The following is a 14,504-nucleotide window of genomic DNA, read 5'->3' on the forward strand; positions in this document are numbered from 1 at the left end:
ACCTCTGCACTTTCGACATTGGATCGCTGAGTCACCACCATGGATTCCGTCACACAAGTCCTCTTGGGCGCCTCGGTTGGGGTGGCCGTCATGGGGCGGCGCACTGCGCTCTGGAAGTCTGCCCTCTGGGGTGGCGTTGCCGGCCTGTTGCCTGACCTCGATGTGCTGATCGACCATGGGGACCCGGTCCTCAACATGATTCGGCACCGGGCCGAGACCCACGCCTTGCTCTTGCTCACGCTCTTTGCATTTCCGATGGCGTGGGGGGTGAGCCGCATTCATCGCCAGCCTCAGCTTTATGGGCGCTGGTGGTGGGCCATCGCCTTGGCGCTGGTCACGCACCCTTTGTTGGACCTGATGACCGTTTATGGCACCCAGGTTTTCCAGCCTTTCACCGACGAAGCCTATGGTTTGGGCAGCATCTTCATCGTCGACCCGGTGTACTCATTGCCCTTGTTGGCCGGGGTCATCGCGGCGCTGCGCATCAAGAGGACAGGCCAGGCCTTGCGCATCAATGCCTGGGCACTGGCCTTCAGCACGGCCTATTTGGCCTGGAGTGCGCTGGCGCAAGCGTGGGTGACGCAGCACGCCCGCGAGTCCTTGCAAGCGCAAGGCTTGCCCAGCCAACAGCTGTTGGTCACACCCGCGCCTTTCAACACGGTGTTGTGGCGCGTGGTGGCCATGGATGGCGAGCGGTTTCACGAGGGCTTTTACGCGTTCATGGACGGCGACAGGGCCATTCGATTTGTGGCCCATGCGCGGGGCGCGGCTTTGGCGGCAGAAAACGCCCAACACCCTCAGCTGCAGCGTTTGAGCCGTTTCACCGATGGCTTTTTCAAAATCCAACGCGACGAGGACCGGTTGGTCGTGACCGACCTGCGCATGGGGCAAGAGCCCGCTTACGTGTTTGCTTTTGACATTGGCCCGCCATTGGCGGCTGGCCAGAGCCATGAGCCTGCAAAGCAACAAGCCCGCCGGATGGATGTCGGAGCGGGCTTGAAGTGGCTGGGGCAGCGGCTCATGGGGCGCGATGTACCGCCCCCCGGCACGGCAGGCGGCTCAGACTAAGCGGCTGCGGTGCCGTGCGATCTGCAGCCGCACCTGCGCAGGTGCGGTGCCGCCCAAGGTGTTGCGGGCATTGAGTGAGCCTTGCAAGCTGAGCGGGCCAAACACATCGGCTTCGATGCGGCTGTCGAACTTTTGCAGGGTTTCGAGTGGCAGCTCGGACAAATCCACACCCAGGCCTTGCGCAGTCTTGACCGCGTGGGCCACCACCTCGTGGGCGTCGCGGAAAGGCAGGCCTTTTTTCACCAAGTAGTCGGCCAAGTCGGTGGCGGTGGCGTAGCCTTTTTTCACGGCCGCTTCCATGGCCGCGGCGTTGACGGTGATGCCGCCTTCTTTTTGGCCCGTGGCCGGGTTGACTTGGCCGCCCACCATTTCGCTGAAGATGCGCAGGGTGTCCTTGAGCGTGTCCACGGTGTCGAACAGCGGCTCTTTGTCTTCTTGGTTGTCTTTGTTGTAGGCCAGGGGCTGGCCTTTCATCAGGGTGATCAGGCCCATCAGGTGGCCGACCACGCGGCCGGTTTTGCCGCGTGCCAGCTCGGGCACGTCGGGGTTTTTCTTCTGCGGCATGATGGACGAGCCGGTGGTGAAACGGTCGGCAATGCGCACAAAACCGAAGTTCTGGCTCATCCACAAAATCAACTCTTCCGAAAAGCGGCTGATGTGCACCATGCACAGGCTGGCCGCTGCGGTGAACTCGATCGCAAAGTCGCGGTCGCTCACGCCGTCCAAGCTGTTTTGGCAGACTTGCGGGTGGCCAGCTTCGTCGACCATGCCCAGGGTGCGGGCCACGCGTTCGCGGTCCAGCGGGTAGGTGGTGCCGGCCAAGGCGGCGCTGCCCAGGGGCAGGCGGTTGGTGCGGCGGCGCACGTCGCCCATGCGCTCGGCATCGCGGCTGAACATTTCCACATAGGCCAGCAGGTGGTGGGCAAAGCTCACGGGCTGGGCCACTTGCAGGTGGGTGAAGCCGGGCAGGATGACCTCGACGTTTTGCTCGGCCACATCGACCAGCGACTTTTGCAGGTCCACCAGCAAATCGATGATCAGGTCCATCTCGCTGCGCAACCACAGGCGCACGTCGGTGGCCACTTGGTCGTTGCGGCTGCGGCCTGTGTGCAGGCGTTTGCCCGCGTCACCCACCAGCTGGGTCAGGCGCGCTTCGATGTTCAGGTGCACGTCTTCCAGGTCCAGCTTCCACTCAAAAGCGCCGGACTCGATTTCTTGGGTGATTTGCGCCATGCCGCGCTGGATGTCGGCCAGGTCGCTCGCGCCGATGATGTTTTGTGCGGCCAGCATCTCGGCGTGGGCCAGCGAGCCCTGGATGTCGGCTTGCCACAGGCGCTTGTCAAAGAACACGCTGGCGGTGTAGCGCTTGACCAACTCGCTCATGGGTTCAGAAAAGAGCGCGGACCAGGCTTGGGATTTTTTGTCGAGTTGGTTTGTCATAAGCCCGCAATTTTATCGGGCTTCGGCGCGCTTGGACTTTCCGGCCCTCAGCCCAGCAAAGCCAGCGCCAAGGCGTGGTAAGCGGGCAGGGTGTGCGGGTCGTTGGCGATGTTGGCCGCCACAGGGTGCGAGGCGTAGCGGGCGATCACCATCTCGGCTTTGGGGTCGATGTAGATGTTTTGCCCGTGCACGCCGCGCGCCATGATGGCGCCGTGGGCGTTGTGCGACACCCACCACATGTTGCGGTAGCTCCAGCCCGCCAGCGTGGCCGGGCCATTGGCCGCAAACCGGGCCGGGTCGGCGCCCGCAAAGGTGTCGGCCACGGCCGCGGCGGGCAAGAGCTGGGCGTGGCCCACGCGGCCATGCTGGCGCACCAGTTCGCCAAAGCGGGCCAGGTCGCGCAGGCCGGTGTTGAGGCCTCCGCCCGCAAAGGCGGTGCCGATCGGGTCCACCGTGTAGCAGGCGTCCAGCTCGGCGCCCATGGGCTGCCAGATGCGCTCGGACAGCATCTGCTCTGTGTTTTGACCACTCACGCGGCGCACGATCCAGCCCAGCACATCGGTGTTGGCCGTGCGGTAGGTGAACTTTTCGCCATGCGCACCGAGCTTTCGAACGGTCTGGAGGTAGTCGTAGAAGTGGGCGGGGCCGCTGTAGCCAGGCGGGCGGGGCATCACGCCGCCCGCACGCATGTGGTTCCAGATTTCGGCCTGCGGGTCGGCATAGTTTTCGGAATAGTCAATGCCGGTGGTCATGTCCATGACTTGGCGCACCGTGGCATCGCCAAAGCCGCTGCCCGCGAGTTCGGGGACGTAGTGGTCGACGCGCTGGGCATCGTCCAGAACACCCTCGGCCACCAAAGCGGCGGCCAGCAAGCCCATGAAGGATTTGCTGACCGACATGGCGATGTGCGCGTGCAAAGGGGTCATCACCCCGCCGAAATGCTCAAACACCACCTGCCCCTTGTGCAAGACCAGCAAGGCATCGGTGTAGGTGGCCTCCATCATGTCGGCCCAGCTGCACTCGGCGCTGCTGCCCATGGGGCTGTAACGGATCTGGGGCAGCGAGCGGCTGGCTGGGGGCAAGGGCGTGGACGGCGCCAAGCCCTTGGACACGGTGGCGGTGGGCACCAGCTGGCGGTAGTGCGCAAAACTCCAGCGCAATTGCGGGAAGCGGTAGCCGCTGCCGTCGTGGGCCTGGATGATTTTGTCCGCTGAAGGTGGGGAGCCTTGCATCCACCCCAGTTGCAATGGATCGCAGTCGCTGGCGGCGGGGAAAATCGGCAATTCAGGGGGGTGGGACATGCAGGGCTTTCATCAAAGCGTCGGACATGCCCCGGCGGCAGGCCCGGTGCCCATTATGGGTGTCGAGAGCCTGCGCCGTCATGCGAAAAAACCCGCAGCACCCAAGGCGTGCAGGCCCGGTTTCAGCCTGTGTTGCGCAGGCCTGCTGCGATGCCGTTGATGCTGATGTGGATGCCGCGCTGCACGCGTTCGTCGGCCAGGCCTGCCCGGTAGCGGCGGATCAGCTCGACCTGCAGATGGTGCAGCGGGTCGATGTAGGGGAAGCGGTGGCGGATGGAGCGGTCGAGCGCCGGGTTGCTGGCCAGGCGGTTCTTTTCGCCTGTGATGTGGGCCAGTGCCTCGGCGGTGCGGTGCCATTCGGCCTCGATGGCGGCAAAGATTTTTTTGCGCAAGCGGGCGTCGCTGACCAATTCGGCATAGCGCGAGGCCAAGGCCAAATCGCTTTTGGCCAGCACCATGTCCATGTTGGACAAGAGGGTGCGGAAGAACGGCCACTGGCGGTACATCTTCTGCAACAAGGCCAAAGCGGCTTTGCGCTGGGCTGCATCGGGTTTGTCCAGAAAGGCTTGCACGGCCGAACCAAAGCCCAGCCAGCCGGGCAGCGTCAGGCGGCATTGGCCCCAGCTGAAGCCCCAGGGGATGGCGCGCAGGTCTTCGATTTTTTGCAGGGCTTTGCGCGACGCGGGGCGTGAGCCAATGTTGAGCTGCGCCAACTCTTTGAGCGGCGTCGCGCCGAAAAAATAGTCGGTGAAACCGGGGGTGTCGTACACCAAGCCTCGGTAGGCTTGCATGCTGGCTTCAGACAGTTGGGCTGCCGCGTCCAGAAAGGCCCGGGAGGCAGGCTTGGTGGGTTGCAGCAGCGTGGCCTCCAAGGTGGCGGCGACCAAGGTTTCCAGGTTGCGGCGACCAATTTCGGGGTTGGCGTATTTGGAGCCGATGACTTCGCCTTGCTCGGTCAGGCGGATCTGCCCGCGCACGGTGCCCGGGGGTTGCGCCAAGATGGCCTGGTAGCTGGGGCCGCCGCCGCGCCCCACGGTGCCCCCCCGGCCGTGGAACATGCGCAAGGTGATGCCGTGGCTGCTTTGCAGTTGGTCAAACAAGGCCACCAAAGCAATTTCGGCGCGGTACAGCTCCCAGTTGCTGGTGAAAATACCGCCGTCTTTGTTGCTGTCCGAGTAGCCCAGCATGATGTCTTGCTCCCCACCCGAGCGTGCGACCAGCGTGGCCACGCCGGGCAGGGCATAGAAGTCGCGCATGATGGGCGCGGCGTTGCGCAGGTCTTCAATGGTCTCGAACAGCGGCACCACGATCAGGTCGTTGACCGCTTCGCTGTCCAGCGTGCCCCGCAGAAGGCCCACTTCTTTTTGCAGCAGCAACACCTCGAGCAAGTCGCTCACAGTTTCGGTGTGGCTGATGATGTAGTGGCGGATGGCTGGAGGGCCGAAAGTGGCGAGCATGCGTTTGGCGCATTCAAAGATGGCCAGCTCGGATTGGGTGTGCGCGCTGTAGGGCGCACCGGGCACGCGCAGCGGGCGGGCGTCGTTCAGCAGGCCCAGCAGCAGGGCTTGCTTGGCGTGTTCGTCGAGCTGGCTGTAGTGCTTTTCCACGCGGGCGGTGGACAACAGTTCGGCCACGACTTCTTCGTGTTGGTCCGAGCTTTGGCGCAGGTCCACCGTGGCCAGATGAAAGCCGAAGACTTCCACCGCACGGATCAGGGGGTGCAGGCGCTGGGCCGCGAGGGCTTGGGCATGCTGGCTGCACAGCGAGGCTTCGATCACGCGCAGGTCGGCCAAAAACGCTTCGGCGCTGGGGTAAGGGTTTTGCGGGGCCACGGCGTGGCGTGCGGCATCCCCGCCCGTGAGCGCCTTCAGGGTCGAGGCCAGTCGGGCATAAATGCCCGTCAACGCCCGGCGGTAGGGCTCGTCTTGGCGGTGTTCGTTCGTGTCGGGTGACTGATGGGCCAAGGCCTGCATCGCGCTGCCAAAAGGCACCAGCATGGCCGACAGCGACAGCTCGCTGCCCAAAAAGTGCACCTCGGTCAGGTAATGCCGCAGCGCCACATCGCTTTGACGGGTCAGGGCGTGTTCCAAGGTGGACGCGGTCACATTGGGGTTGCCGTCGCGGTCACCGCCGATCCACTGGCCCATGCGCAAAAAACTGGCAATGGGCTGACCGGGCAGGGCTTCTTCCAGCTCGGCATAAAGCTTGGGGATTTCGCGCAAAAAAGTCGCTTCGTAGTAACTCAGCGCGTTTTCAATCTCATCCGCCACGGTGAGCTTGGTAAAACGCAGCAGGCGGGTTTGCCACAACTGCATCACGCGGGCGCGCATGTGCAATTCGTTGGCTGCCAGCTCTTTGGGCGTCAGCGCGTCCTTGGCGGCGTTGACGGCCGCGGCGCGGGCCTTGATGGCGTCGCGCTCGGTCAGCAGGTGGGCGATGTCGCGCTCCGCGTCCAGAATGCTTTTGCGCTGCACCTCGGTGGGGTGGGCGGTGAGCACGGGCGAGACGTAGCTGGTGGCCAACATGTCCGAGATGCTTTTGGGCGTGATGCCCGCCCAACGCAAGCGCTGCAGGGCCACATCGATGCTGCCCTCTTGCGTGTGGCCAGCCCGCTCGTGGATGGCGCGGCGGCGGATGTGGTGCCGGTCTTCGGCCAAGTTGGCCAAGTGGCTGAAATAAGTGAAGGCGCGGATCACGCTCACGGCGCGGTCACCGGGCAGGCTTTTGAGCAGCTTCTTCAGGGCTTTGTCGGCCTCTTGGTCAGCGTCGCGGCGGAAAGCCACCGAGAGTTTGCGAATTTGCTCGACCAGTTCATAAGCCTCTGGGCCCTCTTGCGAGCGGATCACATCGCCCAAAATACGCCCCAGCAGGCGGATGTCTTCGACCAAGGGGCGCTCACTGTCGCGTTTTTGGCTTTTATTGGGCGTGCTGGCGCTGCTGTTGACGGGCGGGGTGTTTTTGAGAGGGGCCTGTTTCATGGGTGCTGCGCTGTGGGGTGGATGCCGTGGGTCGGAAGGCGATCGACAACTGTCAAATGGGGGTGTCAATTCGCCTTGACATCATGCTAGCATCGCTCGGAGAGACAAAATTACCCATTGATTTCATTTTGATGATGTCAAAATTTTTTTCAGGAAATCCGCCGTGACCGAGTCCAAGCAGCCCTCTATCGTCATTGCCACCCGCGAGAGCCGTTTGGCTATGTGGCAAGCCGAGCATGTGAAGTCCTTGCTGGAGGGCTTGGGTTGCACAGTCAAGCTGCTGGGCATGACGACGCAAGGGGACCAAATCTTGGACCGCAGCCTGTCCAAGGTGGGCGGCAAGGGCCTGTTCGTCAAGGAGCTGGAAGTGGCGCTGCAAGAGGGCCACGCCGACATCGCGGTGCATTCGCTCAAAGACGTGCCCATGGACATGCCCGAGGGCTTTGAGCTGGCCTGTGTCATGGAACGAGAAGACCCCCGCGACGCTTGGGTGTCGTCGCAGTACGCCCGCCTGGAAGACTTGCCGCAAGGCGCTGTGGTGGGCACCTCCAGCCTGCGCCGCACGGTGCTGCTGCGGGCGCTGCGCCCCGATTTGAAGATCGAGCCCCTGCGCGGCAACCTGGACACGCGATTGCGCAAACTCGACGAGGGCCAGTACGCGGGCATTGTGCTGGCGGCGGCGGGCCTCAAGCGATTGGGCTTGTCGGATCGGATCCGCCATATTTTTGAAACCGCGCACATGCTGCCGGCCGCAGGGCAGGGCGCTTTGGGCATTGAAATCCGCAGCGACAGGGCCGATTTGCGTGCGCTGCTGGCCCAGCTGGCCGATGCCCCTTCGTGGCGTCGCGTGGCGGCCGAGCGCGCGGTGAGCCGTGCCATGGGCGGCAGCTGCTCCATGCCTTTGGCCGCGCATGCGACCATCGAGGGCGGTGTGCTCAAGTTGCAAGCGGCTTGGGGCGACCCCGAAGGCGCGAGCACCTTGGTCACCGCCGATGCGCAGGCCAGCACCGATGGCCTGCAGGCTGCCGAGGCACTGGGCCTGAGCGTGGCGCAGGCTTTGCGCGACGGCGGGGCGCATTGAACTCTGGCGCTGACATGGCGCTGGCAGCTTCCCCCTTTCCTGTGGCCCCGTCCCGGCGTGTGGTCGTGACCCGGCCTGAGCGCGAGGCCCGTGCTTGGGCGGATGCCTTGCAGTCCCATGGCGTGCCATGCGACACCTTGCCCCTCATCGAGATCGCGGCTTTGCCCGACGCCTCGGACTTGGCGCGCCACTGGCAAACGGTGTCCACGCACTTGGCTGTGATGTTTGTCAGCGCCAACGCCGTGCGTTTTTTCATGGCGGCCCGACCTGCGGGGGTGGCCCTGGCCAATTGCCGAGCGTGGTCCACAGGCCCCGGCACGCAGGCCGCGTTGCTGGCGGCGGGCTGGCCAGCGGAGTCGATTGACTCCCCACCCGAGACGGCCACGCAGTTTGATTCTGAGGCGCTCTGGGACTTGGTGGCCCAGCAGACCCAGGGCGCGGTGGAGTTGGCGGTTGACGGTTCACGCCCACAGCCCACGGTGTTGCTTGTTCGTGGTGCGGATACACAAGGCCAACTGGCTGGACGCGATTGGTTGGCTTTGCAGTTGGAGGGTGTGGGCGCGCAGGTGCTGCAAACCGTGGCCTATGTTCGGCGCGCACCCGTTTTGACGGCCCAGCAACAGGCCTTGAGCCAACAGGCCATACAAGAGGGCTCGTGGTGGTTGTTCAGCAGTTCTGAGGCGGCGCAGCATTTGCTGCAGGTGTGCCCCGAGTTGCCCATTGGCCAAGCGCGCGCGCTGGCCACCCACCCGCGCATTGCCCAGCGCTTGCTCAAAGCGGGTTGGGGGCGTGTGGAAATCGTGCCTGCAGGACTGCAAGCCCAAGCCGAGTCTATAAAATCGCTGGCATGAGTGCATCACCTGAAACCGCCCAAGCCCCTGCCATCCCCGAAGGGCCTGCGCCATCGCATCGCTTGGCTTGGCGCTGGTTGGCCATCGTGGTCGCTGGCTTGGCGTTGTTCGTGTCGGTGTTGTTGTGGCAAAAGCTCTCGCGTATCCAAGAACAATTGGCGCGCCAAAGCGCCGATGCGGGCCAGCAATCGCTGGAGGCCAAGGCTTGGGCCAAACAGGCCCAGGAAACGGTCAAAGACAGTGCCGCGCGTTTGGCACTGGTCGAAACCCGATTGGGCGAGGTCGCTCTGCAGCGCAGCCAGCTGGAGGAGTTGATCCAAAGCTTGTCGCGTTCGCGCGATGAAAATTTGGTGGTGGACATCGAGTCGGCCCTGCGCATGGCGCAGCAGCAGAGCCAGCTGACAGGCAGTTTGGAGCCTTTGTTGGCGGCACTCAAATCGGCTCAAACCCGTTTGCAGCGGGCCGCTCAGCCCCGGCTGGCGCCGGTGCTGCGGGCTTTGGAAAAAGACCTGGACCGTCTGAGCACGGCCCAAGTTTTTGATCTGCCCGGTTTGTTGATCAAGTTGGACGAGGGCGTGGCCTTGGTGGATGGTCTGGTGTTGGCCAACCAGGCTTTGCCCACAGCGCTCATGAATGCTGCTTCGTCTGCGGTGCCGCCCGAAGCCGCGCCTTCCTGGTGGATGGCGGGCCTCAAGCAATTTGCCGATCAGCTCAAAGGGCTGGTGAGGGTGAGCCGAATTGAGTCGCCTGAGGCGGCCTTGTTGTCACCGGAGCAGGGGTTTTTCTTGCGTGAAAACCTCAAGCTGAAACTGCTCAACGCGCGCCTGGGTTTGTTGGCGCGGCAAAAAGACGCGGCACGCGCCGATTTGGCGTCTGCCTCGATCACGGTGCGCCGCTACGCCGACGCGTCTTCGCGCAAGACGGTGCAGATGCTGCAATTGCTGGAGCAATCGGCCGAGCAGTTGAAAGCCAGCGACAGTCCACGGCTCGAAGGCTCCTTGGCTGCGTTGGCCACGGCCGCGGCTGGAAGGTAAACCCCCATGCGAGCAGCGCTTTGGCTCATCAGCTTGTTTGCTTTGGCGGCGGCTGCGGCTTGGTTGGCAGGCAACAACCAAGGCACCGTGACGCTCTTCCTGTCCCCTTACCGGATCGATCTGTCGCTGAACTTGGTCTTGCTGGTGCTGGGCTTGGTGGTGTTGGTGGTCGTGTTGGCGCAGCAAGCCTTGTCGGCTTTGTTGTCCTTGCCCCAACAAGCCCAGCGGTGGCGTTTGCAACAAAAAGAACGTGCTGCCCACGCGGCCATGCTCGAGTCGATCAGCCATTTCATGGCCGGGCGGTTTTTGCGTGCCCGCAAGTCGGCGCAATCGGCCCTTGAAAAAGAAGCTTTGCTGACCGAGGCTGGACTCGACTTGGACCATGCGGTGGTTTTGCGCACCTTGGCCCACGTCATGGCCGCCGAATCGGCCCATGCGTTGCAAGACAGGGATGTGCGGCAAACCCATTGGGACGCTGCTTTGGAATCGGCCAAGGCCGCGCCTGCTTTCGAGTCGCGGACCTTGAGCGAGGGCATTCAGCTGCGCGCTGCCCGTTGGTTACTGGACGACCGCGATGCCCCAGCGAGTCTTGCCCTGTTGCAGGCATTGCCCTCGGCCGCTTCCCGGCGCATGGTGGCCATGCGCCTGCAACTCAAGGCTGCCCGCCTGGCTGGCCAGCCCGCGAAAGCTTTGGACACGGCCGTCTTGCTGGCCAAACACCGCGCCTTCACCCCGGCTGCAGCCGACAGTTTGGTGCGCAGCCTGATCTTGACTTGGCTGTCTCATACGCACGACGCCGATGCGCTTCAGCGCCTGTGGCTCAAGCTGAGCCCAGCGCAGCGCAGCATGCCCGATTTGGCGGCAGAGGCCGCTTTGCGTTTTCTGTCTTTGGGTGGCGCTTGCGCGGTGGCCAGACCTTGGCTTCAAGCGGTGTGGGAGCCTTTGCAATCCCCCAAATCCAAGCCCTGGACGCCAGACCAATTGGCCCGAATGGTGCAAGCCTTGGAGGCCACTTTGACCGATGCCCAAGCCAGCGATGCCAGGGCTTGGTTGGCCCGTGTGGAGGCGGCGCAATTGGCGCGCCCACAAGACCCCTTGTGGCAATACTTGGCCGGCATGCTGTGTCTGCGCCACCAGTTGTGGGGCAAAGCCCAAGGCCTGCTGTCCCAATCTGTCAAAGGCTTGCAAGCCCCCGCCTTGAAGCGTCAGGCTTGGTGCGCTTTGGCCGAATTGGCCGAGCAGCGACAAGATCTGCCCGCAGCCACAGCGGCCTGGAAGCAGGCCGCACAACTCACCGCGTCCTGACCTTGACCGCCCTGAGCGGCACCAACCGGTGAAGCTTCAGGCAGTGCGAAAGACATGCCCTGGTGATTCGCTCGAGGTCGCGCCCTTGGTAAGCCGCAGGCGAAAAAAAACCGGGCCATGGGCCCGGTTTTTTTGTGCCAGCTGGCCCTGCAGGTCAGAACGGCAGGTTCATGTCTTTCAGGTCTTTGCGTGTTTCCACCAAAACCAAGGGACCTTCGTTCACCACCACTGCGGGGGGACGCTCGCGGGGCACGCGCACGGGCTGGGGTTCGGCAGCAATCGCCGCCTGAACCGCGGCCACTTTGGCGGCATCCGAGTTGACCCAAACCAAGCCAGAGCCTTGTGCCACTTGCTGGAGTTGGTCCATTTGCAGGATGTATTGCGCTGCAGCCGGCATGGCCGCAGGCGCTGCGGCCACCGGCTCAGCGGGCGCTGACACGGGTTTTTCGGCCACCACGGGGGCTGGGGCTGCGACAGGCGCCACAGGTGCAGCCGCCACAGGTGCAGCCGCCACAGGTGCAGCGCTGACAGGGGCTTGCGCAGGCGCAGCGGCGGGTTCGGCCGCAGGGGCTTGTGCGCGAGTGTCGGCCGTTTGGGCCGCCGCTTGCTGGGCACGTTCAAAGTAAGAACGTGGTGCTGGGCGGTCTTCGCTCTGGGGCGCTGCAGCCGCTTCCGTTGCTTGGGCGTTCACATCGCTTGGGCTTTCCTCGCCAGCGCTTTCTGCACGGTTGTCACCGCCACGTTCACGGCGGTCACGGCCGTAACGGTCACGCGAGCGGCGCTCACGGCGCTCGCCCGTGTTTTCTGCGCCCGAAGCTTCCGAGGTCGATGGGTTGTCTTGGCCTTGTGCAGCGGTCACTTCGCTGGCCGAGCTGTTGACGTCGCTGGGGGCGGCATCGCCTTGGCGGCTGTCGCCACCGCGCTCACCGCCGCGTTCGCCACGCTCACGTCGGCCTTCGCTGCTGCGCTCGCCGCGTTCACGGCGACCTTCTCCGCGCGGCGCACGTTCTTGGCGGACTTCGGTGCCTTCGGCAGTCAACTCTGGCGCGGCATCGCTGCGGCCTTCGTTTCTGCTGTCGTTGCGACCCTCACTGCGGCCATCGCGGCGACCTTCGCGCGGCGCACGTTCGCCAGCAGGGCGCTCAGTGCGTTCGCCGCGTTCAGCACGCTCACCGCGTGCCGGGCGGGCTTCGCCTTCGCGCAATTCGTTGCGGCCTTCTGCGCGTCCTTCACTGCGGCCTTCACCACGGCGACCCCCTTCGCGAGGTGCACGGATTTCGCCGTTGGCACTGTCGCTGCGTTCACCGCGGCGGCCACCGCGGCGGCCATCGCGACCGCCTTCACGGCGCTCGCCATCACGGCCCTCACGGCGCTCGCCGCTGCGACCTTCGCGGGTTTTGTCGTCTTGTTTGCCCACAGCCGCTGGCGCTGCTTCAGGGGCGCTGCCACCGAACAGGTTTTTCAGCCAACCGAAGAAACCACCGCTCGCCGCTGGCGCGACCTCGGCGGCTTGGGGTGCTGCCGCTGCGGCCTTGCGCACAGGCTTGGCGCTGGCCACTGGGGCTTCGGCCTTCACGGGTGCAATCGGTGCAGGTGCATCGGGCAAAACACCCTTGATGACCGGCGTTTGCTTGTTGGTGGGCTCTTGCGAGCGGCGCGTCACGGTGGTCGCATCTTCCATTTCTTCGGCCATCTTGTAGCTGGCTTCGATGCGGTCCAGACGTGGATCGTCGTGCTTCAAGCGCTCGAGCTTGTAGTGTGGGGTTTCCAGCGACTTGTTGGGCACCAGCAGCACGTTGATGCGTTGCTGAAGTTCGATTTTGGCGATCTCGGAACGCTTTTCGTTGAGCAGGAAAGACGCGACTTCGACAGGCACTTGGGCGTGCACGGCGGCGCTGTTGTCCTTCATGGACTCTTCCTGGATGATGCGCAGGATTTGCAGTGCCGAGCTTTCGGTGTCACGGATGTGGCCAGCGCCGCCGCAACGTGGGCAAGGGATGGATGCACCTTCGGACAAGGCAGGTTTCAAGCGTTGACGGCTCATTTCCATGAGGCCGAACTTGCTGATGGTGCCGAACTGCACACGGGCGCGGTCTTGGCGCAGCGCGTCGCGCAGGCGGTTTTCCACTTCGCGGCGGTTTTTCGACTCTTCCATGTCGATGAAGTCGATCACGATCAGGCCACCCAGATCGCGCAGGCGCATCTGGCGGGCCACTTCGTCAGCGGCTTCGAGGTTGGTGCGGGTCGCGGTTTCTTCGATGTCGCCGCCTTTGATGGCGCGGGCCGAGTTCACGTCCACCGACACCAAAGCTTCGGTGTGGTCGATCACGATCGCACCGCCAGAGGGCAGCTGCACCGTGCGGGCATAGGCCGACTCGATTTGGTGCTCGATCTGGAAGCGGCTGAACAGCGGCGCGTCGTCGCGGTAGCGCTTCACGCGTGGGGCAAATTCGGGCATCACGTGGCTCATGAACTGCTGAGCCTGGTCGTAGATGTCGTCGGTGTCGATCAGGATGTCGCCGATGTCGTTGTTGAAGTAGTCACGAATCGCGCGGATGACCAGCGACGACTCTTGGTAAATCAGGAAGGCACCCTTGCCGCCTTTGGAGGCGCCATCGATGGCGGTCCACAGTTTGAGCAGGTAGTTCAAGTCCCACTGCAGCTCGGGCGCGGAGCGGCCAATGCCAGCGGTGCGGGCGATGATGGACATGCCCTTGGGGTACTCGAGCTGGTCCATGGCTTCTTTGAGCTCGGCCCGGTCGTCGCCCTCAATGCGGCGGCTGACGCCACCGCCACGGGGGTTGTTGGGCATGAGCACCACATAGCGGCCAGCCAAGCTGACGAAAGTGGTCAGGGCCGCACCCTTGTTGCCGCGCTCTTCTTTCTCGACCTGCACCAGCAGGGACTGGCCTTCTTTGATGACGTCTTGAATGCGCGCTTGGCTGACGGACACGCCTTCAGCAAAGTATTGGCGCGAGATTTCTTTGAAGGGCAAAAAGCCGTGGCGGTCTTCGCCGTAGTCCACAAAGCAGGCTTCGAGCGAGGGCTCGACGCGGGTCACCACCGCTTGGTAGATGTTGCCTTTGCGCTGTTCGCGGCCTTCGATTTCGATTTCGTAGTCGAGGAGTTTTTGTCCGTCGACGATGGCCAGGCGGCGCTCTTCAGCTTGCGTGGCGTTGATCAGCATCCGTTTCATGATGCGTTCCTTTTCATATCAGCTTGGCCCCAGTGCAGAAAGATGTCTGCGGTCTGAGACCTGTTTACACAACAGGCTTTGGATTTTTGGAAATCTCAAAGCCACCGTTGCCGGAGCTGACGCCTGAAACGAAGGGAACTGCCGAAGTTGACCGCCATTCAGCTGTGCGTGAGCACAGGAATGGGGATCGTGGCGCGTGGATGGGGCGAGTCAAAAGGCATGCAAAGATTTGTCCACTGCCGGGGGCTTC

9 protein-coding genes are annotated in these 14,504 nt (G+C 63.6%); 5 read left to right on the top strand and 4 right to left on the bottom strand.

The annotated features are described in order from the left end of the window. The first annotated feature begins 39 nt into the window (after positions 1-39). On the top strand, positions 40-1,068 hold the full coding sequence (locus B9Z31_RS12240) for a metal-dependent hydrolase (protein WP_100119865.1): 1,029 nt from the start codon (positions 40-42) through the stop codon (positions 1,066-1,068). Here the strand turns inward: B9Z31_RS12240 and argH are convergent. The 3 genes from argH to ppc form a co-directional block, all read right to left on the bottom strand. Beyond that, positions 1,060-2,508, bottom strand: coding sequence for an argininosuccinate lyase (gene argH / locus B9Z31_RS12245; protein WP_100119866.1), 1,449 nt, complete (start codon positions 2,506-2,508; stop codon positions 1,060-1,062). The genes B9Z31_RS12240 and argH overlap by 9 nt on opposite strands. A 47-nt stretch (positions 2,509-2,555) precedes the next feature. Beyond that, entirely contained in the window at positions 2,556-3,809 is a 1,254-nt protein-coding gene (locus B9Z31_RS12250) for a serine hydrolase (protein WP_100119867.1), read from the bottom strand. A 122-nt stretch (positions 3,810-3,931) separates the two neighbouring features. Next, the gene (gene ppc / locus B9Z31_RS12255; RefSeq protein WP_100119868.1) at positions 3,932-6,787 is read right to left on the bottom strand and encodes a phosphoenolpyruvate carboxylase; all 2,856 of its coding nucleotides are present in this window, start codon (positions 6,785-6,787) and stop codon (positions 3,932-3,934) included. Positions 6,788-7,007: 220 nt separating this feature from the next. Between ppc and hemC the strand changes: the two genes are divergently transcribed. The 4 genes from hemC to B9Z31_RS12275 are packed head-to-tail and all read left to right on the top strand — an operon-like array spanning position 7,008 to position 11,058. Then, positions 7,008-7,868 (top strand): hydroxymethylbilane synthase, encoded by an 861-nt coding sequence (hemC, locus tag B9Z31_RS12260; RefSeq protein WP_233200967.1) that lies wholly within the window; start codon positions 7,008-7,010, stop codon positions 7,866-7,868. Positions 7,869-7,882: 14 nt separating this feature from the next. Beyond that, positions 7,883-8,719: a uroporphyrinogen-III synthase gene (locus tag B9Z31_RS12265; protein WP_199174494.1), complete on the top strand. Its 837-nt coding sequence runs from the start codon at positions 7,883-7,885 to the stop codon at positions 8,717-8,719. Then, positions 8,716-9,753, top strand: coding sequence for a uroporphyrinogen-III C-methyltransferase (locus tag B9Z31_RS12270; RefSeq protein WP_100119870.1), 1,038 nt, complete (start codon positions 8,716-8,718; stop codon positions 9,751-9,753). The genes B9Z31_RS12265 and B9Z31_RS12270 overlap by 4 nt, the downstream gene beginning before the upstream one ends. A gap of 6 nt (positions 9,754-9,759) precedes the next feature. Beyond that, entirely contained in the window at positions 9,760-11,058 is a 1,299-nt protein-coding gene (locus B9Z31_RS12275) for a heme biosynthesis protein HemY (protein WP_100119871.1), read from the top strand. A gap of 154 nt (positions 11,059-11,212) precedes the next feature. Here the strand turns inward: B9Z31_RS12275 and B9Z31_RS12280 are convergent, their stop codons facing one another. Continuing rightward, positions 11,213-14,254, bottom strand: coding sequence for an Rne/Rng family ribonuclease (locus B9Z31_RS12280; RefSeq protein WP_100119872.1), 3,042 nt, complete (start codon positions 14,252-14,254; stop codon positions 11,213-11,215). Between the last annotated feature and the right edge of the window lie 250 nt (positions 14,255-14,504).

It is taken from the genome of Limnohabitans sp. G3-2, from assembly GCF_002778275.1.
In the GTDB taxonomy this organism is placed as follows: domain Bacteria; phylum Pseudomonadota; class Gammaproteobacteria; order Burkholderiales; family Burkholderiaceae_C; genus Limnohabitans_A.